This window comes from Halarcobacter bivalviorum, assembly GCF_003346815.1.
Taxonomy (GTDB): domain Bacteria; phylum Campylobacterota; class Campylobacteria; order Campylobacterales; family Arcobacteraceae; genus Halarcobacter; species Halarcobacter bivalviorum.
This window is the reverse complement of the sequence record NZ_CP031217.1, coordinates 1,560,330-1,579,383: the sequence shown is the minus strand read 5'-3', so window position 1 is coordinate 1,579,383 and position 19,054 is coordinate 1,560,330. Positions and strand designations below refer to the sequence as shown.

Below are 19,054 nucleotides of genomic sequence, written 5' to 3'. Positions count from 1 at the left end.
ACATCTTAATATGTTAAGATATCTTTTTTATTTATGAAGGACAATATTATATGAAAGAGAAGATATATTTAATTCCTGGTCTTATGACAGATGAAAGACTTTGGAGTAGAGTAAAACCTTATTTAGATGAAAAATATGAATTAATACATTTACCAATACCCTATAGTGAAGACTTTGATGAAATTAATAAAATATTAGATAAACAAATAACTGATGAGAAAATCAATTTATTAGGTTTTTCTTTAGGTGGTTATTTAGCAACTTATTATACAGTTACCTTTCCAAACAAAGTTAAAAGATTGTTTCTATTAAGCTCAACTCCTAGTGCAACAGAAGAAAAAGATATTCCAAGAAGAGAAAAAAAACTACAAGAAGCAAGAGAAGGAAATTTCACTTTATTAGATGAAAAAAAAGCAGTAGAGCTTTTAGAAGTTAAAGATGATAAACAGTTAGTGAAGCTTGTATGCGATATGTTTAATGAATTAGGAAATGAAACTTTTGCTTCTCAACTTGCACTTACACTAAAAAGAGAAGAACTTTTTACTAAGTTAAATGAGTTAAAAATACCAACATATCTTTATTATAGTTTAGAAGATAGGTTATTAAATCATACCTCTATAAAAGCTTTAGAAAAGATAGAGCATGATTTTAAAATAAACCATAGAGTAGGCACTAGCCATAATATCTCTTTAGAAGTTCCAAAAGAGTTTTGTAAAGAGATTGAACAATGGATGCAAATTTAAAAGGAAAGAGATGACATTTTATGAGTTTGGTTTAAAAGAACCAATAAATAAAGCCTTAACTGAACTTGGTTTAGAAAAACCAACACAAATTCAAGAGAAGGTAATACCTTTAGTTTTAGAAAAATTTGATGTAATGGCTAAAGCACAAACAGGAAGTGGAAAAACAGCAAGTTTTGTTCTTCCTATTTTAGAAAATTTTATGAATAATTCTTATGAAGGTAAAGCTAAAATAAGAACTTTAGTTCTTGCTCCTACAAGAGAGTTAGCTCTTCAAGTATCAAATAGTTTTCAAAGCTTAAGTAAATACTTTCATAAAAAACCAAAAATAACTACAATTATTGGTGGAGAAGATATTTCTCAACAACTTCTTGATGTACAAAAAGGAAGTGATATTGTAGTTGCTACAGCAGGAAGATTACTTGATATTATCTCTAAAAAACAAATCAATTTATCAAATTTGGAATATTTTGTATTAGATGAAGCTGATAAATTACTTGACTTAGGCTTTCAAGAAGAGTTAGATTTAATTTTAGAACAAATACCAAAAAAAAGACAAAATCTACTTTTCTCAGCAACTTATCCCCAAAAAGTTTTAGAAATAGCTTCAAAGATAACAAAAGAGGCAAAAGAGGTTTTTTTAGAGCAAAGTCAAACAGTTGAGCTTATAAATCAAAGAGCAATAAAAGTAAATAGTGAAAATCGTTCAGCGCTTTTAAGATATTTACTTAAAGAGTATAAGTGGGATAAAGTTTTAGTTTTTATGGCTACTAATAGAGCTGCTGATAATTTAGCAGCTAAATTTAGAAAATATGGTTTTAATGCAGAGTCTTTTCATGGGCATTTAGATCAAGAAGAGAGAAATTATACTTTAGAAGATTTTAAAAATAAAGAGATAGATATTCTATTTTCTTCTGATATTGCTGCAAGAGGTTTACATATAGAAGATATCTCTTGTGTTGTAAATTATGATTTACCAAGGTCTCCTGCTGATTATGTACATAGAATAGGAAGAACAGCAAGAGCAGGTAAAAGTGGAGAAGCAATCTCTTTTATTACTTTGGAAAACTATGAGCATTTTAAACTTATTGAGAAGCGTGCTAATATTAATCTTGAAAAAGAAGTGATTAAAGGTTTTGAGTTAGAAGGTACACCTTTAACAAAGAAAAAGGGTGAAGCTCCTGTAAAAGGGAAAAGAAAAAGTAAAAAAGATAAATTAAGAGAAGCTAGAGCTAAAAAGGATAACCTTTAGTTTCTAGCTAAAACTTCAATCAGATGAAACCCAAACTCTGTTTTAACAGGACCTACTACCTTATTAAGAGGAGTGTTTTTAGAAAAAACTACTTCATCAAACTCTTTTACCATATCACCTTTAAAAAAACTACCTAAAAATCCCTTTCTTTTTCCCGATGGACATTTAGAATATTTTTTAGCAGCTTTTTCAAAAAGTATCTCTCCTTCGATTAACTCTTCTTTTATTTGTTGTGCAAGTTTTTTATTTCTTACTAAAATATGTCTAGCTGTTGCAGATGCCATAATAATCCTTACTATTATTTGTTGTTATAAATTATTGTGGTAGTATATATTGTAAATACAAATCATTTGCTTATAGGAGCAGGTTATGATTAAAAAAATTGCTTTAATACTTGTGTTATTCCCTTTTTTAATATTTGCTAAAACAGATACTTTTAATTATAAATTAGAAAATTTAGTTTCAAATTTAGGAAAAGTTTGGGGAATGGTTGTTCTTGATAAAGATAGAGTTTTATTTACTGAAAAAAATGGAAAAATAGGAGTACTAACTCTTTCTTCAAAAAAAATAGCTTACTTAAATAATACACCAATTGTTTATTATAAAGGACAAGGTGGTCTTTTAGATGTACAAAAAAGTCCAAATTTTGAGAATGATAAAAGTTTATATTTTACCTATGTGAAAGAGTTGATGGGTAAAGGAGTTACAACTTTAGCAAGAGCAAAATTTATAGATAATAAGTTACAAGAATGGGAAGATTTACTTGTAACAAAATCAAGTAGTGACACCTCTAGACATTTTGGTAGTAGAATTACTTTTGATGAAGAGGGACATTTGTATTTTACTGTAGGAGATAGGGGTGTCAGACCAAATGCACAAGATTTAACAAATCATGCAGGAACAGTAATAAGATTAAATCTTGATGGAACTATTCCTAAAGATAATCCTTTTTTAGAAAATCCAGAGGCTTTAGATGAAATATACTCTTATGGACATAGAAATATTCAAGGAATTTTTTATGATAAAAAAACAAAGCATTTATGGGCTATAGAACATGGACCAAGAGGTGGAGATGAAATCAACTTAATAGAAAAAGGAAAAAATTATGGTTGGCCTATTATTTCCTATGGAAAAGAGTATTGGTCTCCTGTTTCAGTAGGAGAAGGAACACATAAAGCAGGTATGGAACAACCTATAAAATATTATTCTCCTTCTATTGCTCCAAGTTCACTAATTATCTATTCAGGAAAGCTTTTTAAGGAGTTAGAACATAAGTTTTTAATAGGGTCACTTAAACTTACTCATCTAAATATTATAACTATGAATAAAAATGCAAAATCTATAGATGAACAGAGAATTTTATAAGATTTATATGAGAGAATAAGAAATATAATTGAGTTAAAAGATGGTAGAATTTTATTCTCTACAGATAGCGGAAAAATCTATCTTTTAAAAAGATAGTTTCATAGTGTGAAACAGAAATAAATTAATATATTTTGTATATACTGTATTAATTCTTGTTTCAATAAGATTTCTTAAATTAAATAGGGGGAATTAATTATGGCAAAAAGAATTTTAGTATTAGCAGGTGATTTTGTAGAAGATTATGAGTTAATGGTACCTTTTCAATGTCTATTAATGTTAGGTCATACTGTAGATGTAGTTTGTCCTGATAAAAAAGCAGGAGAGCAGATTAAAACTGCAATTCATGATTTTGAAGGGGATCAAACTTATACTGAAAAACCAGGACATAATTTTACATTAAATGCAACATTTGATGAAATTGATGAAACAACATATGATGCACTTGTTGTTCCAGGAGGAAGAGCTCCTGAGTATATTAGACTTAATCCTAGAGTAATAGAGATTGTAAAAGATTTTAATAATAAAAATAAACCAATTGCATCTATTTGTCATGGGATTCAAGTTTTAGTAGCTGCTGATATAGTAAAAGATAGAACATGTTCTTGCTATCCAGCTTGTGCACCTGATTTAAATATGAGAGGTGGTTCTTGGATAGATATTGGATATGAAGCTGCTCATGTTGATGGAAACTTAGTTACAGCTGCTGCTTGGCCAGCACATCCAGCTTGGCTTGCAAAGTTTAATGAACTTTTATAAAACTTGTGCAAAACTATTAATTTAGTTTTGCATAAGGATTTAAATGTCAACTCAATTACAATCTCTAACAAAAGGTTTACAAGTTTATAAAGAGATAATAAACTATGGAAAACCTATCTTAGCCTCAGCTCTTTGTGAAAGATTAGATATAAATAAAAGTACTATGTCTAGGATTTTACAAACACTTAAAGAAGAGGATTATATTACTTATTTAGATAACTCAAATGAGATTATTCCTAAATCTTTAGAAGATAAAACTACTCAAAAGACAAAAATTCAAATTCTTGTAGAAAAAACAAAACCCATTTTAGAAAATATTTATGAATTAACAAATGAGTGTGCTTATTTTGGCGTATTTGATGATTATAAAGTTTTATATGTAAATCAACTTGATAAATCAAATAGAATAAAAACAAGAAATAGTATAGGACTTCAAGCTCCTTTACATACAAATGCCCTTGGGAAATCTATTTTAGCTTTTGGTAATTATGATTTAGAACTTATTAAGTTAAATCATTATACTCATAACACAATCACAGATATAAGCTTTTTAGAAAAAACCATTGATGAGGTAAAAGAAAATGGTTATTCAATTGATAATAGTGAATATCAAGATAATATGTGTTGTGTAGCAGTCCCTTTATTTAATCATGAAAATATTTTAATAGGTGCTGTAGGAATCTCAGGCTTAAAAGAGAGGTTATCTTTAGAGAAATTAAATTTTTTAGGGAAAGAGATTTCAAAATTAGTTTCAGAGCAAAGAGTTATTTGCTAAAGAGAGTTAGTGGCCTCGACCTAACATCTCAGTAGCTTCTGTAATGATTAAAAAACCTTCTTCAGGGTCTGTTTCTTTAAGCATTTGCCTTAAAACTTGAAGTTTATTTACTTCAACAATTAGTAAAATCATTCTTTTATCTTGTCCTTCAAAAAGGCCATCTCCTTTTATGATAGTTCCTTCAGGACCAAGTTGTTCAGTGATTTTCTTTTTAAGTTCATCTGTTTTTTTACTTACAAGGTAAACAACTTTTTTATTTAATCTACCAGTTAAAATTGTATCAATTATTCTAGTTGTTATATAAATACTTACAATACTGTATAAAACTCTTGCTGTATCTTCAAAAATAAATAAAGATGAAAGAATAATAAGTGAGTCAATTACTAAAATTACAGTTCCTGGTTTAATTTCAGTTTTAGAAGCAACTATTCTTGCAACAATAGTTGAACCTCCTGCACTAGAGTTTCCTTTTATAACAAGTGCAAGTCCAACACCAATAAAAATACCACCAAAGATAGAGGCTAAAGGCATTTCAAGTATAAAGGGGTTTAGGTTTACTACTTTGTCAAAAAAATCGATGGCAAGAGAGATTATTAAAATAGTTATAACTGTTCTAATTGCAAACATTTTACCTAGATATTTCCAACCAATAATTACTAAAGGAAGGTTAACTGCTGTGATAAGTGTACCTATTGTAAAAGGGGTAATATAGTGTAGTAATAAGGCAAGACCAGCAGTACCACCTGTAATAATCTTATTTGGAGAGAAAAAGCCAACAATTCCAAGAGCTAAAATAATTGAGGCAAAAACTATATAAGCATAGTTTTTTAATTCTTGATTGAGATTGAATTCTTTCATTAAAATCCTAAATTTTTAATGGAAGAATAGCAACTTTTGTGTAATAAAAAGTTTATTTGTGAAATTAATATGTAACTTTTTTAAATAATTACTTTGGTCTAAATCTTAATAAATCATCTAAATAGTTATCATAATTATATTGATAAGTAGTTAGTTTAATTTTAATTGTCATATCCTCTTTTGTGTCAAAACTTACATCAATTGTATAAAATGGTTTTAAAGAAGGAGTTGCATTATATTTAGATTTTAAAGATAAAATAGTCTCTCTTAAGGTTTTAAAATCTACATCAATAGCATTTATATATTCTATTAGAGTCTCTTTTGTTTTTTCTATATAAGGCTCTAAATCAAAATCATTACTAACTGTATATTTAAATTCTATATAGTCTAAATCTGAAACAGTTTTATGAATAATCTCTTTTTCATTTAATACTTTATTTTCTAAAGATAGAAGTTGTCCTGTCATCTCATTTTTATAGATAGTTTTAAAAAGATTTACCTTTGTAATTTTACAAATCTCATTTGGTTTTTCTTTAAAATAAAACTCCATTCCTTCATAAATTGTTGTTAGAATAGAAGATTTATAGGCTAAACCTAAGAAGATATTGTTTAATTGCTCTTTTATTGAAAAAAGTAAAATAAGAATTAGAGCTGATAGAACAGGAATTATTAATGCAAGATTATTATTTGAGATAATTAAAAATGAGATAAATAAAAATATAGCAATATATAGTTTTGATAAATTCTGTTTTTTTAGGTTTAAATTTGCCTCAAGATTGATTCTTTTTAACTCTATTTGAGTCTTATTTATTTTATTTTTATGGTATCTATGTAAAACAAAAATATTTATAAGATAAACAATTGTCATTGTAATTGTTAATAAAATAAGCTTACTATAGTCAAAATCATTAAATATGCTAAATAGGTTTTCTAAATCAGTAAAAAGGTTTTTAAGAACGTTCATTTATTATCCATTGAATTATTTAAAAGTGCATTATACTGTAGTTTCTTTGAATTAAATGAAAAGTAATATTAGATGAAGTGTTAAAATTGAGTAAAAAGCAGAGCTAAGTCTGCTTTTTAGTGGCTTTGTAGGTTTTTAGGTGTACATTTTTTAGAGATTATACATAGAGGACAAAAATCTGCAAGTCCAGCAATTAAAGGAATAATTCCTAAATAAAACCATGCGATACCTGTAAAAAATCCAATAGCAATTAGTACAATACCAATTAAGATTCTAAATTTTCTACAGAAATTTCTAAACTTATCAAACTTGTTCATTATAAGTTCCTTTTATATATTTTTTATAATTTTATCTTATTTAACTTAAATAAATTTTACTTATACTAATTAAATTTATCAAGATTAATGATTTTTTAATGCTACGCTTTGTTGATATAATATTTATTAAAATTATAAAAGAGGTTTTTTATGAATAAAGAGCAAGTAAAGAGAGAGTTTGCAGTAGTAATTAGAAATGCAAAAATAGCAGCTGCAATATTTTTTATACTTTTAACGCCAAGTATTGTAATGATTATAAAAGATGTTAATTATGTTTTAGGACAAGACCAAGACTTTTGGTTTCGTGCAGGAATTGCAGGTTTTGTAATATATATGGGGTTTACAATTTTTTTATGGAAATGTCCAAGTTGCAAAAAGTTTCCTGGAAGAGGGTGGTTTAGAAAAGAGTGCCAAAATTGTGGAGTAGAACTTTCTTAAAGGGTTAGTTTTAGCCCTTTAAGCCTTTGTTTTTACCTTTAATATTTATCTTATCTAAATTAATATTAGATTGATAAACTAAAACTTCAACACCTTCTTTTGTCACTTCTTCAAAAATTTCATTATATTTTTTATCTATTTCATATGCTATTCTAAAAGGTAAATCATCTGTTCTTTGGATAACATAAAGCATAACAGCTCTGTGACCTTCTTTTACCATATCTCTTAACTCTTCTAAATGTTTTTGACCCCTTGTAGTTTTTGCATCAGGAAAAGCTAAAGTCTCACCTAGGTTTAGACTTACACTTTTTATCTCTACAAAACATTTTTTATCACTGTCATTATTCCAAAGAAGAATATCAATTCTACTATTTTGATTTCCATACTTTTGTTCAGGTTTGATATTATCATATCCTTGAAGCTCTTTAATAGTTCCATTCTCAATAGCTTCAATTGCAATTTTATTAGCAATACCAGTATTTGTACAAATTAGGTTTTCTTTTATTTTTGTAAGTTCTAGAGTATATTTTAGTTTTCTTTTGGGGTTATCATGAAAAGATACCCATACCTCGCAGTTTTCTTCAATACATGAAGTCATAGCTCCACTATTTGGTACGTGAGCTGTAATCTCTTCTCCTGTATCAAGTGTAATATCCGCTAAAAATCTTTTATATCTTTTTATAAGTTTTCCATGAATAAGTTTTTCAAATTTCAAAATAGACCTTTTTGTTTTTTCTATTTTATAGAACTTGACTTATTTTCATATAAAATCTTGAATATAAATAAAATAGATATAATCTCATATGGAAAAAATTAAAAGAGTTTTTATTGATGGAAGTGTAAATCCAAAGAGTAAAATAGGTATAGGTGCATTTTATCTTTGTGATGAGATAGAAAAGTTTGATGAAAAAGAGATTATTACTAAAAAGTTTGAAGATACCTCTTCTACTAAACTAGAACTAGAATCTTTACTTTGGGCTTTAAAGCAGATTAATACAAAAGAAAAGCTTCATATATATACTGATTGTCAAAATATTTTTTCACTTCTAAATAGAGAAGATAAACTAAAAAAAAGTAATTATTTTACTTCAACAAATAAAAAAATCAAAAGCCATTTACTTTATGAAGAGTTTTTTTATTTAAATGAGCTTTATAATTTAGAGTTTATAAAAGTAAAAGGGCATAAAAAAAGTTCATTAAAAGATGAAGTTGATTTGATTTTTTCACAAGTAGATAAAAAAGCAAGAAAAGAGCTTAGAAATATTATTTTGGCTACAATTCCAAAATGAAAGAATTAATAACAGAATATGGATATCAAAAATTTATAAAAGAGTTCAATAATCTTCTAAGAGTAGAAAAACCTTATTGGGTAAAAGAGAAAGAGATAGCAGCTCAATTTGGTGATAGAAGTGAAAATGCTGAATATATCTCTGCAAAAGAGATGATTAGAAATATTGATAAAAGATTAAGATTTTTAGATAAGATTATTAAAAATAGTGACGTAATAGATATAGATAAAATCCCTCATAACAAAGTAAACTTTGGTTCTTGTGTGAAACTTTTAGATTTAGAGAGTGAAGAAGAAAAAACTTTTTGTATAGTTGGGACATATGAAACTAATCCAAATGAAAATTTAATCTCAAATAAATCTCCATTGGGAAAAGCACTTCTTGGAAAAGAGTTAAATGAAGAGTTTGAATTTAATATAAATGAACAAACTTTTGAATATGAAATAATAGAGATAAAAAAGTATGAATATAAGTGAGTTAGAGAATCTTTTAAAAGAGAATTTAAAAGAGAAAACAAAAGAGTTTAAAAGAATTTTTCATGGAAGAGGAAATCTTTATGATGGATACTCTTTTTTAACAATTGATAGTATAGATAAAATACTTTTTGCTACTTTCTTTGAAGAGATAGGGAAAGAAGTAGAAGAAAAACTTTTAAAGCTTTTAGAGTCAATTTATGAAGAGTATAGTTTTGAGTGTTTAGTTTTACAAAGAAGATATTTAAATGGTGGTGAAAATGAGATTTTAAAAGGTATTTTGCCCCGTGAAGCAGTAGCTTGGGAAAATGGTTTAAAATATCAGCTAAATTTTTCAAATAAAAATATTGGTTACTTTGCAGATATGAAAAATGGAAGAGAGTTTATCACTTCTATTTGTGAGGGTAAAAATATTTTAAATCTATTTTCATATACTTGTGCTTTTTCAGTTGCTGCAATAAATGCTGGTGCAAAACAAGTAGTAAATGTAGATATGGCTAAAAATGCTTTAAACACAGGAAGAGAGAACCATAGAATAAATAGTTTAGACTCTAAAAATGTAAAGTTCTTACCTTTTAATATTTTAAAATCATGGAGTAAAATAAGAAAGTTTGCTTCTTATGATATTATCATTATAGATCCACCTTCTTTTCAAAAAGGTAGTTTTGCAGCAAGTAAAGATTATAGAAAAATAATAAAAAAACTTGATGAGCTAGCAGCTGAAAATTGTATTGTATTATCCTGTCTAAATGCCCCTGAATTAGACTCTTCTTTTATAAGAGAGCTATTTCAGGATGAGGCTTCAAGTTTTAGATTTATAAGAAAAATTGATAATTTGAGTACATTTCCTACAAATGAGGAAGAAAGAAGTTTAAAAAATTTAGTTTTCCAAAAAGCTTAATATTTTTTTAGATAAAATCAGCCTACTTTAAGAATAGGGAAATGTTTATGGTTGAAAAAAATCGTTGGTTGATGGCTTTATCTGCTGTAGGTGTTCATATTTGTATTGGGTCTGTATATGCTTGGAGTGTATATGTAAATCCAATTCAAACACAAATGAACTGGACTTTGACAGATGTAACAATTGCATTTAGTATTGCAATTTTCTTCTTAGGATTAAGTGCAGCACTTATGGGAAAATTTGTTGAAAAAAATGGTCCTAGAGTTTCTGCAATAATCTCTGCTTCTTTATTTGCTTTAGGAACAGCTGGTTCTGGTTTAGCAATTTTAATGGAATCTAAAGCCTTATTATACTTTTTTTATGGTGTTTTAGGTGGCTGTGGTTTAGGAATAGGGTATATTGCTCCTGTTTCAACTCTAGTAAAATGGTTTCCTGATAAAAGGGGAATGGCAACTGGTTTAGCAATTATGGGATTTGGTTTTGCTTCTGCTATTTGGGGTCCTACAATTGAAATTCTAATCGAAAAAGTTGGAATTGCTTCTACTTTCTTTATTTTAGGTGCTATTTATTTTGTAGTAATGTTTTCATCTGCTTTATATTTAGAAAAACCAGAAGAGGATTTTTTACCTAAAAGATTTAAAAAGAAACTAAAAGAGGGTAAAAAGAAGTTAAAAAAAGATTTACAAATTTTAGGTTTAAGTGAAGCTATAAAAACACCAAGATTTTATGGTCTTTGGTTAATGTTATTTATTAATGTAACTTGTGGTATTGCTATTATTGGAGTTGCTTCTCCACTTTTACAAGAAGTAGTTGGAATCTCTGCAATTGCAGCAGCTGCAGCAGTTGGACTAATGGGTATCTTTAATGGTGCAGGAAGAATTTTTTGGGCTTCATTAAGTGATTATTTAACTAGACCAGTTGTTTATATTATCTTCTTTTTAACTCAAGCTATTGCTTTTTATGTATTACCATCAATTACTGAAATAGTGATTTTCCAAGTTGTTTTATATTTTATTATGACTTGTTATGGTGGAGGTTTTGCTTCAATTCCTGCATATATTGGAGATATCTTTGGAACAAAAGAGCTTGGAGCTATTCATGGATATATCCTAACAGCATGGGCAGCAGCAGGTTTAGTTGGTCCACTTATTATCTCTATTGTAAAAGATATGACAGGTAGTTATTCTCAAACATTATATGTTTTTGCAGCATTTTTTATAGTTGCTCTTATTGTTTCAATTGCAATGTTAATTAATATCAAAGCAATTCAAAAAAAACAAAAAGATAGTATTATCTAGATTAAAAATTGACTCTATGATATAATAAAATTTTATATTTATGGAGTCTTTTTTATGCCTTATGAAATAATCTTTTTCTCTTTTCTTGCTGGTTCAACAGTTTTTATTGGAGGGCTTTTCTCTTATTTTTTTGAAAAAACAGTTTTAAATAGACAAATCAAAATAAAAATCATTCATTTCTTAACTGCTTTTGCAACAGGTATTATGCTTGCTGCAGTTGCTTTTGTATTAGTACCAAAAGGGATGGATACTCTTTCTATAGGCTTTAGTATCTCTATTTTTTTACTTGGAGCCATTGTTTTTTATTTTTTAGATGATTATATAAATAAAAATTCTGCTTCAATTCCTCAATTTATTTCTATGCTTTTAGATTTTATCCCTGAATCTATAGCCTTAGGTGCAGTATTTGTATATGATTATAATACAGGTATTTTATTAGCAATATTTATTGCTTGTCAAAATTTACCTGAAGCCTTTACTTCTTATATAGAATTAAGAGCTTCTGCTTTCAGAAAAAGTAGAGCATTATTACTTTTATTCATTTTTAGTTTTATAGGAGTAGTTTTCTCTTTAATAGGTTTTTATTTATTAAGAGATAGGCCTGAATTAACTTCATCTTTAATGTTGTTTGCCGCAGGTGGAATTTTATATCTTATTTTTGAAGATATAGCTCCTTCTATGAAGTTAAAAGATAGTAGGTTTATAGCTTTTGGAGTAAATTTAGGTTTTATAGTAGGGATGCTATCAGAAGCGATGTTATAAGCTTTTATTTTAAGCTTATAAACTCTTCTGAAGGCTTACCAATATGATATCCTTGGCAGTAATCAATTTCTAACTCATCTAAAGTATCAACAATCTCTTGGCTTTCTACAAATTCAGCAATTGTCTGGATATTTAACTCTTTTGCTAAAGTTACAATAGAGTTTACAAAAGCTTTGTCTTTTTCATCTTTATTTATATTAATAATAAAATCACCATCAATTTTTAAATAATCAATAGGAAATTTCTTTATATAGTGGAAAGATGAAAAGCCTGAGCCAAAATCATCAATTGCAAATTTATAGCCTTCAAGTTTTAGATTGTGTACAAACTTTTCAAGTAAAGAGAAGTTTTTAACTGTCTCTCTTTCTGTTATTTCAAAAACAATTTTTTCTTTATTTATATTATATTTTTTTACTAATATATTTATTTGATTAATAAAATCATTTACTATTAAAGATTTTGGAGATAGATTAATAAACAATACTCCTTCATAGCCTGTTTCATAGATTTTCTCAAAGGCTTTTTCAATAACCATTAAGTCCATTTTATTGATTAACCCTCTTGCTTCTGCAATTTCAATAAACTCAAAGGCTGAGAAAATTTTATCTTTATGTTTTACTCTCATTAATAATTCATGAATAACTAGGTTATTATCATTACTAAGAGCAGGTTTTATTGGTTGGAAATATGGATGAATCTCATTATTTTCAATAGCTGAAATTAAAAGAGCAGATTTTTCTTGATTGATTTTTAAAATCTCTGAAACATTATCTTTAGTTGGAAGTTTTATTGAGTTTTTACCTTCATCTTTTGCTTCATACATCATGTGGTCTGCAATTATAAATAGTTCTTTTTGAGAAGTAGTATGGTCAGGATAAACTGAAATACCTATAGAAATAGTAACTCCTACATATGTTCCATCAGGAGCAAGAAGTTTTTCTTGAGAAATTCTTTGAGAAATTCTTTGTGCTACAGTATATGCTCCATTTGTATCACACTCAGGTAAGATAATTGTAAATTCATCTCCTCCATATCTAGCAACTATATCTTCATCTCTTTTTTCTTCTTCTAAAATATCAGCAATTGTCTGTAAAAACTTGTCTCCAAAAGCATGACCAAAGTTATCATTTATTGGTTTAAAGTTATCACAATCAATAATCATCAATGCAAAAGAGTAGTTATGTTTCTTAGCTCTTTTTATCTCATAAATCATCATATCATTAAATACTCTTTGATTAAAAAGGTCAGTTAAAGGGTCTCTTGCTGCATAATATTCTAAATCTTGAGTATATTTATTAATTGCTTTTACAGAACCAACTAAATTTGCCATTGTTGTTAAGATTGAGTCAACAACAATATATCTAATTGGGTCTGTTGATAAAACAGATTGTAAACCAATACCAACAATTCCTCCAATTTTTGGAGTATCTAAAAATAGTGATTTTGATCTATATTCAATATCAGCTTTTTGTAGGTTATAAAGTTTTTTATCTCTATTTGCAATAATATGTTTTATTTTAAAATCAGTCATTCCTTTGAAATATTCTGAAGTTTTAATTACACTATTAATATACTCTTCAAATACTTCTTTTACTTCATCTTGTGGATTACCAAGCCAGAAAATATCTACTTCAAATTGGTCATCATCAACTCTAAACATAGTCATTAGAGTATAGGTTTCCATAATTTTATTGATTTCAAGAAGTAAATCACAAATATATTCTCTCCAATCTTTTACTACATCAGAGGTAATAATAAATTTATCAAGAAGTTTAATTTCAAATTCTAATAACTCTTTATCAACAGCCACATTTTTAAGTTTTTCAGCCATATTATCTACGTTTTGAATTATTTCATTAAACTCTTTAAAATAGAGGTCTATATTTTTTGAATCAAATTGTTTAAAATCATCAACTGAATTTATATTTTCCACTTTTTCTTTAAATAGATCAAGGCTTTTTGTGATTTTTTTATTTGTATATCTTGAAGAGATAAAAGCAGAAATAAGGAAAATAGGGATAATGATTAAGAAGAAGATAATAAATTGAAATTTTGATTCATTAAAAATAGTATTTAAATCTTGTTTTACTTCAACCATTCCTAATATATCAGAAACCTTTGCATTAGCATGACACATAAGACACTCTTGAGAAGCCTTTAAAGGCATAATATTTCTTACAACATTATCTTCAAAAGATTTGTATTCAGGAATTCTTCCATTTAATACGTCTATTAAAGTTTTATCTTTTTGTTTTTCTTCCATTTCTCCAAAAAGCTCTTTTACTTTTTCTGAACGATAAATATTTATCTCATAATTACTTCCAGCAAAATTCTCTTCTAATGAAGCTGTAAAAAGATTTAAATCTTCTCTACTCCAACCTTTTCTCATAATTTGATACATAGAAGAGAATACTTGATTAGAAATAGTAGTTGAGTGTTCAATTGATTCTTTTTTTGTTAGAGAGGTATGTAAATATGTACTAAAAGCAAAGCAAATTATAAAAATTATTCCTACTAAAATAATTTTACTTGAGAAAATATAATTTTTAAATGTTTTTGTGTTCATATAGAGCCTTATAAAGAGTTAAATAATATTTTTTAAAATTATAAAGTATCAAAATAACCATTATATAAAGCTTATGTATAGTTGAAGTTAATTATATAATAAAAAGATTTTAGATTTTTCTTACATCAAAAAAAGAACCACTTTCAAATTTATTTTTTCTTTCTAAGGCTTGAAATAATCTTTTTGCTGCTTCAAAAGGTTTTTGAATTTCTCCATCTTTTAAAATTTTTGCAGAAGTAAAAATTTCATCATCAATATTAAATCTAATATAATCAGTCATAGGTGTTTCAATTACACCTGGTGCAATTGCAAATAATTTTGTATTTATCATCTCTTTTGCATAAAGGTTTAATAGCATATTTAGTGAAGATTTAGATAAAGAGTATGAACCCCAACCTTTTGAACCTTTTTTTGAAGCTCCTGATGAAATACCTACAATAGTATCTACTTTAATTGTTGCTAAGATATCAAGTAACTCTTTGTTTGCAAAAAGATTTAGGTTTAAAACTTCTTGAATCTCTTTTGTTGATAGTTTTGTAATCTCTTTTATTTCCCCTAACATACCTGCATTTAGAAACACAGTATCAAGATTATTAATCTCTTTTATAAAAGGTGTTAACTCTTTTTTTATTATATCTATTTTTGAAAGGTCAAAAGCTTTAAAAAAGAAGTTTTCATTTTCAATTTTTGGTTTGTTTCTACTTATACCAAAAACTTTGTACCCTTTTTCTAGATATAAGTTTGTAAGTGCCAAACCAAGTCCAGAACTACAACCTGTTATTAGAATATTTTTCATTTTAGCTCCCATTTATATTTTTTATCATCTTTTATTTTTGAAAAGTATAGTTTTCCTGCATCTCTCCAAGCATCTAATACAATACTATTTTCAAAATTTATATCTTTTCTTGTTAAGATAATGGCAGTATGTTCAAAATAATTATTTCGATTTGAAACAATTTTTTTAAATTTAAAACTTTTATATTTTTTATAATTTATATATTTTAATAAATCATTTGCATAATGATAACAAAAACCTTTTTGTTTTAAATTTAGATTTATTAAAGTGTTATGTATTAAAGGATGAGTGTTGACTTTATAGCTTTTAGCTAAAAAAACAGAGTGTAAAATGATATTTGTTGAGAAGTCACTAGCCTCGTTTTTATCAATATATTCTGAGGATTTAATAATCAAGTTATATAACTTTTTAGAATTATTATTTAGATTGTTTTTTGTTACATTATTCTTATTTGCACATGCAGTTAAAAATATAATAATGAATATATATAGTAGAGTCTTCTTCATGGCTTTATTATAATTTTATTTTATTAAAGAGACTTTACAAATGGTTATTCTTTGGCTATAATCCTCAAAAAACAATAAAATATGGAGAAAGAAGATAAAATCTTCTAGGTAGAGTGCGGCATTTAAAAATAAGTCAAGACATAAAAAATTTAAATTTTTCAAAAATTGAAGAAAACTTATTCTATTATAGATATGATTTACGAAATATCAAACCTTTATTAAAATCCAACGAACACGATGAATCAATTGAAAATCTTGCTACCTTTAATAGTTTTAGAGGTGAAGTTTATGAAAATATAATTTATGAATTATTATTACAGTATGCAGTAGAAAATGAATCAATTAAAGAGTTTGTGTTAAAAGGACCACATCAAAATAGGATTGATAAAGAGTATAAAACAGGTCTGATGATAGATAGAAGTCTACAAATAGTATATAAGTCAAATTATAAAGATATTTCTGAATTTGATGCACTGTTTTTTACAGAAGATGCTTTATATTTTGTAGAAATGAGTACTTCTAAAAAAACAGTAAGTTTAAATAAAAGACTTGATAAAAAATATGCTTTATTAAAGCTTTTATTCCCTCATCTTCATATTAGAGCTCTAATAATTCTCACAGAAGGTACAGTTGGTTTAAGACGATTTCCTTCTTATTGTACGATTTGGATTACAAAAGACTTAGAAGATATTGATTTTCTTAAAAAAATAGTATTTAATAGAAAGAAAAATGGTTTCAAAACCTCTTTTAATAGCTCAAAATTTATAGAAGCTTATACAATTGAGCATAAAAAATTTATATATTTTCAAACTTTAGAATGGATTTTAAGAAGATCAAGACAAGCAAAAGATTTTATTGTAGACTTTAGTTTCTTAAAATCTAAAAAACTTATGAATTATTTCGATATTTATACAAAGTTATATATAGGATTTCTAAAAAATGAAGAATTCAAAGAATTAGTTCCTTCATATGATGCAGAAATCTTAAATGTTTGTGTAACAATAGAAAAAATTAATAGTACAGACTTTGATATTATATATTATGTAAAAAATATCAATGGAAAATTAAGAAGAGTAAGATTAACTAAAAAAGAGACTTCAATTAAAGAAAAAGAGTTAGATGGTTTTACAAATGCAGAAGTTAGGTTTATGAAGTATCTAATTGAAGATAAATATTATTTAACTCTTGATGAAGTCAAACAGATAAAAGCTAATCTAAAAAGTGGACTAAAACAGTAGCCTTGACTGTATTTTATCATAGTCATAAATATCATCTCTAAATTGAAGTTTGTTATTTTCAACCCAAGCGGTTAAATAGACTATATGAATAGGTATCTTTTTTGATAGTTTAAAATCTTTTTCTTCTAAATTTTTTATGCTTTTATTTTTTTCAAAACTTGTTTCATCTTCCTTAAAAATAATTTTTTCAAATAATTCAAAGGGTCTTTCTAATCTAATACAACCATGAGATAAAGTCTTTTCATTTAATGTAAAATAGTGTTTTTCAGGAGTATCATGAAGATATACTGAATATTGGTTAGGAAATAGAAATTTGATTCTTCCTAAAGGATTTGTTCCTCCAGGTGTTTGAATAAATCTCATTGGAGCTTCTTTTGGTGTTCCTATTAAGTCATTATCTAAGTACATATTCCAATCAACATTACTTACATCAAATTTTAAAGAATTAGTATCCCAATTTTCATGGACATTTATATTTTCATTTTCTAAATAATCACTATTTTTTACTAACTTAGGAATAATCTCTTTTTTAACTATTGTTTGAGGTATTTTCCAGTAAGGATTTACTATTATTTCAGACATTCTATGACTAAAAATAGGAGTAGGAAATCTTTTTTTACCTACAATAATATCCATTTTTAATTGTACTTCTTTATCTTCATAAAACTTTAGTTTATATGCAGGAATATTTATAAGAATAAACTCATTTCCTAAATTTCTTGGTAGCCATCTCATTCTTTCTAGGTTTATTCGAACAGTTTTAATCTTTTCTTCAACAGGAGTATTTAGTTTTTCTATTGTTTTTTCACCAATTATTCCATCAGCTATAAGGCCATATCTTTTTTGAAAATTAATTACAGCATTAAAAAGAGTCTGATCATAATACTCTAAGCAGTTTTCTATTTCACTTTCACAAAAGATAGAATCTAAGTCATTACTTTGATATAATCTTTGCCTAATCTGTCTGATTTGAGGATAAGAATTACCTTTTTTTAGTATAGTTTTAGTTTCAGGAATAGTTATATATCCGCCACTTTGTGAGATTTCTTCTAATCTTTTTATTTCATTTTCTAAATCTTTTGCATAAGGAAAAGTATAATTTACTTCATTTATTGCAAGATTTATATCTTGTTTTTCAATAGCTTTTCTTAGAAGGGTAATAAAGTTTTTTCTTACTTCATATTTAGCCCACTTAGCTTTTATCTCATCTTTTTCTTCAATCTTTTTTAATTCATCTAAAAATATTTGCCAATTTATAACACCTTTAGCTAAATAAGTCATATATTCATGATAAGTTTTTGTTAAGAGTATATCTAATTCAATTAGGCTATTTTTAGTTAAATAGTCTCTGTGTTCTAATAAGTTTTCAATTTTCTCAAATTTAAAGAGCTTATTTATCTGTGGTTTTAAGATTTTATCTTGTTTTATTTTGTTAATTAAATCAAAAGCTAAATCTTTTATTTGATTATTATTTTGAATCCAAATAGCTTTATTTTCAAAATGATAATAATATTTTAAAATAGTTTTATCTTTAGGAGATATAACTATTTCAAAAGCTTTATTTTCAGCATATAGATTATAAATAAGAAAAGTCGAAAGAAAAAATATTTTTAAACTCATATTAAAATAACCAAATTAATTTTTTCAATTATAGGTTATTTTTACTAAAATGTAAAAAAAACAAATTAAATTTTTAATTCTCAAATAACAAGAAGTGTTACGTTTAAACTAATTTTAAGAAATGTGGCAATATAATTTAT

The 19,054-nt window shown here is 26.4% G+C and carries 21 protein-coding genes; 12 read left to right on the top strand and 9 right to left on the bottom strand.

Going from position 1 to position 19,054, the window contains the following annotated elements; translation table 11 throughout:
• Window positions 1–50 precede the first annotated feature (50 nt).
• Complete coding sequence (locus ABIV_RS08030) at window positions 51–743, top strand: alpha/beta fold hydrolase (RefSeq protein WP_114839380.1); 693 nt, start codon at window positions 51–53, stop codon at window positions 741–743.
• Window positions 744–753: 10 nt separating this feature from the next.
• On the top strand, window positions 754–1,992 hold the full coding sequence (locus ABIV_RS08025) for a DEAD/DEAH box helicase (RefSeq protein WP_114839379.1): 1,239 nt from the start codon (window positions 754–756) through the stop codon (window positions 1,990–1,992).
• On the opposite strand, the gene ABIV_RS08020 is transcribed toward ABIV_RS08025, so the two are convergent.
• Window positions 1,989–2,276, bottom strand: coding sequence for a peptidylprolyl isomerase (locus tag ABIV_RS08020; protein WP_162917993.1), 288 nt, complete (start codon window positions 2,274–2,276; stop codon window positions 1,989–1,991). The two genes, ABIV_RS08025 and ABIV_RS08020, sit on opposite strands and share 4 nt — an antisense overlap.
• Before the next feature lie 85 nt (window positions 2,277–2,361).
• Between ABIV_RS08020 and ABIV_RS08015 the strand changes: the two genes are divergently transcribed.
• The 3 genes from ABIV_RS08015 (at window position 2,362) to ABIV_RS08005 (ending at window position 4,888) form a co-directional block, all read left to right on the top strand.
• Window positions 2,362–3,357 carry a PQQ-dependent sugar dehydrogenase gene (locus tag ABIV_RS08015; protein ID WP_205526919.1) on the top strand — a complete coding sequence of 332 codons (996 nt, stop codon included), beginning with the start codon at window positions 2,362–2,364 and terminating at the stop codon, window positions 3,355–3,357.
• Window positions 3,358–3,552: 195 nt separating this feature from the next.
• The gene (locus ABIV_RS08010; RefSeq protein WP_205526918.1) at window positions 3,553–4,113 is read left to right on the top strand and encodes a DJ-1/PfpI family protein; all 561 of its coding nucleotides are present in this window, start codon (window positions 3,553–3,555) and stop codon (window positions 4,111–4,113) included.
• Between the two features lie 43 nt (window positions 4,114–4,156).
• Entirely contained in the window at window positions 4,157–4,888 is a 732-nt protein-coding gene (locus ABIV_RS08005) for an IclR family transcriptional regulator (protein WP_114839376.1), read from the top strand.
• A 6-nt stretch (window positions 4,889–4,894) separates the two neighbouring features.
• Here ABIV_RS08005 and ABIV_RS08000 read toward each other — a convergent pair whose 3' ends face one another.
• The 3 genes from ABIV_RS08000 to ABIV_RS07990 form a co-directional block, all read right to left on the bottom strand.
• Complete coding sequence (locus ABIV_RS08000; RefSeq protein ID WP_114839375.1) at window positions 4,895–5,746, bottom strand: YitT family protein; 852 nt, start codon at window positions 5,744–5,746, stop codon at window positions 4,895–4,897.
• A gap of 88 nt (window positions 5,747–5,834) precedes the next feature.
• Entirely contained in the window at window positions 5,835–6,710 is an 876-nt protein-coding gene (locus tag ABIV_RS07995; protein ID WP_114839374.1) for a hypothetical protein, read from the bottom strand.
• 116 nt (window positions 6,711–6,826) lie between these two features.
• On the bottom strand, window positions 6,827–7,027 hold the full coding sequence (locus ABIV_RS07990) for a YgaP family membrane protein (protein ID WP_114839373.1): 201 nt from the start codon (window positions 7,025–7,027) through the stop codon (window positions 6,827–6,829).
• Between the two features lie 150 nt (window positions 7,028–7,177).
• On the opposite strand from ABIV_RS07990, the gene ABIV_RS07985 reads away from it, so the two are divergent.
• Complete coding sequence (locus ABIV_RS07985) at window positions 7,178–7,465, top strand: hypothetical protein (RefSeq protein ID WP_114839372.1); 288 nt, start codon at window positions 7,178–7,180, stop codon at window positions 7,463–7,465.
• A gap of 10 nt (window positions 7,466–7,475) precedes the next feature.
• Here the strand turns inward: ABIV_RS07985 and sfsA are convergent, their stop codons facing one another.
• Window positions 7,476–8,180 carry a DNA/RNA nuclease SfsA gene (gene sfsA, locus ABIV_RS07980; RefSeq protein WP_114839371.1) on the bottom strand — a complete coding sequence of 235 codons (705 nt, stop codon included), beginning with the start codon at window positions 8,178–8,180 and terminating at the stop codon, window positions 7,476–7,478.
• Window positions 8,181–8,268: 88 nt separating this feature from the next.
• Here sfsA and ABIV_RS07975 point away from each other — a divergent pair, with 88 nt between their 5' ends.
• The 5 genes from ABIV_RS07975 to ABIV_RS07955 are packed head-to-tail and all read left to right on the top strand — an operon-like array spanning window position 8,269 to window position 12,188.
• The gene (locus tag ABIV_RS07975) at window positions 8,269–8,754 is read left to right on the top strand and encodes a ribonuclease HI (protein WP_114839370.1); all 486 of its coding nucleotides are present in this window, start codon (window positions 8,269–8,271) and stop codon (window positions 8,752–8,754) included.
• A complete protein-coding gene (locus ABIV_RS07970) occupies window positions 8,751–9,230 on the top strand; it encodes a GreA/GreB family elongation factor (protein WP_114839369.1) in 480 nt (159 codons plus the stop codon). Before ABIV_RS07975 ends, ABIV_RS07970 begins: the two co-directional genes overlap by 4 nt.
• On the top strand, window positions 9,217–10,128 hold the full coding sequence (locus ABIV_RS07965) for a class I SAM-dependent methyltransferase (RefSeq protein WP_114839368.1): 912 nt from the start codon (window positions 9,217–9,219) through the stop codon (window positions 10,126–10,128). Before ABIV_RS07970 ends, ABIV_RS07965 begins: the two co-directional genes overlap by 14 nt.
• Window positions 10,129–10,175: 47 nt before the next feature.
• Window positions 10,176–11,426, top strand: coding sequence for an L-lactate MFS transporter (locus ABIV_RS07960; RefSeq protein ID WP_114839367.1), 1,251 nt, complete (start codon window positions 10,176–10,178; stop codon window positions 11,424–11,426).
• Window positions 11,427–11,480: 54 nt separating this feature from the next.
• Window positions 11,481–12,188: a ZIP family metal transporter gene (locus tag ABIV_RS07955; protein WP_114839366.1), complete on the top strand. Its 708-nt coding sequence runs from the start codon at window positions 11,481–11,483 to the stop codon at window positions 12,186–12,188.
• Between the two features lie 4 nt (window positions 12,189–12,192).
• Here the strand turns inward: ABIV_RS07955 and ABIV_RS07950 are convergent, their stop codons facing one another.
• The 3 genes from ABIV_RS07950 to ABIV_RS07940 form a co-directional block, all read right to left on the bottom strand.
• A complete protein-coding gene (locus ABIV_RS07950; RefSeq protein WP_114839365.1) occupies window positions 12,193–14,754 on the bottom strand; it encodes a putative bifunctional diguanylate cyclase/phosphodiesterase in 2,562 nt (853 codons plus the stop codon).
• A 109-nt stretch (window positions 14,755–14,863) separates the two neighbouring features.
• A complete protein-coding gene (locus tag ABIV_RS07945) occupies window positions 14,864–15,550 on the bottom strand; it encodes an SDR family NAD(P)-dependent oxidoreductase (RefSeq protein ID WP_162917992.1) in 687 nt (228 codons plus the stop codon).
• Window positions 15,547–16,056: a hypothetical protein gene (locus ABIV_RS07940; protein WP_129088497.1), complete on the bottom strand. Its 510-nt coding sequence runs from the start codon at window positions 16,054–16,056 to the stop codon at window positions 15,547–15,549. Before ABIV_RS07940 ends, ABIV_RS07945 begins: the two co-directional genes overlap by 4 nt.
• A 113-nt stretch (window positions 16,057–16,169) precedes the next feature.
• On the opposite strand from ABIV_RS07940, the gene ABIV_RS07935 reads away from it, so the two are divergent.
• Window positions 16,170–17,294 carry a hypothetical protein gene (locus ABIV_RS07935; protein WP_114839362.1) on the top strand — a complete coding sequence of 375 codons (1,125 nt, stop codon included), beginning with the start codon at window positions 16,170–16,172 and terminating at the stop codon, window positions 17,292–17,294.
• Here ABIV_RS07935 and ABIV_RS07930 read toward each other — a convergent pair.
• A complete protein-coding gene (locus ABIV_RS07930) occupies window positions 17,283–18,914 on the bottom strand; it encodes a L,D-transpeptidase family protein (protein WP_114839361.1) in 1,632 nt (543 codons plus the stop codon). The two genes, ABIV_RS07935 and ABIV_RS07930, sit on opposite strands and share 12 nt — an antisense overlap.
• Between the last annotated feature and the right edge of the window lie 140 nt (window positions 18,915–19,054).